At 36.4% G+C, this 1,638-nt stretch carries 1 protein-coding gene and 1 pseudogene; one reads left to right on the top strand and one right to left on the bottom strand.

The genetic code is table 11. The features are described 5' to 3' along the window. Window positions 1-496 precede the first annotated feature (496 nt). A complete protein-coding gene (locus tag H5072_RS18850) occupies window positions 497-1,144 on the top strand; it encodes a DinB family protein (RefSeq protein WP_259395993.1) in 648 nt (215 codons plus the stop codon). Window positions 1,145-1,161: 17 nt separating this feature from the next. Here H5072_RS18850 and H5072_RS18845 read toward each other — a convergent pair. Then, window positions 1,162-1,461, bottom strand: a pseudogene (locus H5072_RS18845) (hypothetical protein); the annotation flags it as partial. Between the last annotated feature and the right edge of the window lie 177 nt (window positions 1,462-1,638).

Here is a 1,638-nt window from a genome sequence, read left to right as displayed (position 1 = left end):
CGCTCCTAGGTTTATAGCTTAGCGGTTCGGTAACAGCTTATGCGTTATTTTTCATGCTTGCATGCACGTAAGAATAATCAAAGACCGGTTAGCAAAGAGCAAATTTCTCTTCAAGGCTATTATAAATTTATAAGCCGATAAGCACCTTTAATCAAGTTGTAATATGAATATGATTTAACACAACATTAGGGCATGTTGAATTTTGGCGATTGAATTTACAGTAGTATGTTTGGTTTTTAGGCAAGGCAGAGCCTATGTAGTGTGGTCATTCCCCATAAATAGGCGATAACGCAGCATAAATACCAAACATACACTGCCCTTTGGGTTCTTTCTAGGGACGATTAACTCTTTGTTACTCGGTTTTTACTTAGCCCACTAGGTTACAAACCTCGTGCCGCGATTTAATCGCCTCTAGATTGAACAAATTTCAATCCAAAAAGCTCAGCATGCCCTAAGCTATATTTTATAAATAGATAGGCAAAGGATTAATACTATTATGCGTGAAAGCGTTACAAACGATACCAATCAAAACGAACTTGTTAAACGCTTTTGCAGCGTTAGAGACGAAAGCCTAGCTATTATTGAACCACTCACTGTAGAAGATTGCCAATTACAAGCTATGGCTGATGCCAGTCCTACTAAATGGCATTTAGCGCATACCACGTGGTTTTTTGAAACGTTTTTACTTAGTGTTCATTGTAAACAGTACGCAGTGTTTAATCCTCACTACAAAATGCTTTTTAATTCTTACTACAATGGGATTGGAGATCAATTTAAACGGGCAAACAGAGGAAGCTTATCTAGGCCAGGTTTAGACGAAGTGCTAGCTTACAGAGAACATGTAGATAGCCGCGTGATTGAATTACTTAAGACTGACGTTAACCCGCACATTAAAGATATTATTGAACTTGGGTTACACCACGAGCAACAGCATCAAGAACTAATGCTTATGGACATCAAATATAACTTTTCAGTAAATCCATTATTTCCTCAATATAAAACATCGCTTTTAAATAGCCAAAAAAATCAGCTGATATCAAACCCCTTAATTTTATCAATTTTGAACAAGCCATTATTAATATTGGCACAAATGCCGACGATGAATTTGCATATGATAACGAGTGCCCCAAACACCAAGTACTAATTCATCCATTCAGTTTTGCTAAAAGATTGCCCCGTTTTAGTTATGATCCACGTACGTGATGCATCGTCTCCTACATGAAACGGTACTTGTAACTCAGTCTCACTACATTTACGTACATGCATAACCAGTTTTTTATCTGTAAATGAGCTTGGGCCTTTCGCGTTATCTACCGCTACTTCACCTTCAAAAGCTTTACCGCAATGCGCTGCAATACTATTAAAAAAGGTATCATGAGTAGGAATAGACACTAACGGTGCAGGGCGTGCAAAAGCTGTCGATGAAGCAACTATTAAAGTTGCTACAGTTAATAATTTCATTTGTTTCTCGTTATAGTTATTTTAAAACACCTGTAATAGTACAGTTTTCTTAAGTACTTTATTAGAAGTATCTATATAAAAATGAGAGCGGGACAACTAGATAAAATTTTAAGTAATGATTAACGACTAAATACCTCTGCACTCATTAACAATCCTACTTTTATAAATATTAATTGC

The sequence above is a fragment of the Pseudoalteromonas sp. SR45-5 genome, from assembly GCF_014163565.1.
Taxonomy (GTDB): Bacteria; Pseudomonadota; Gammaproteobacteria; order Enterobacterales; family Alteromonadaceae; genus Pseudoalteromonas; species Pseudoalteromonas distincta.
Note: the sequence above shows the minus strand (reverse complement) of the source record. Positions and strands in the feature narration are given on the sequence as shown.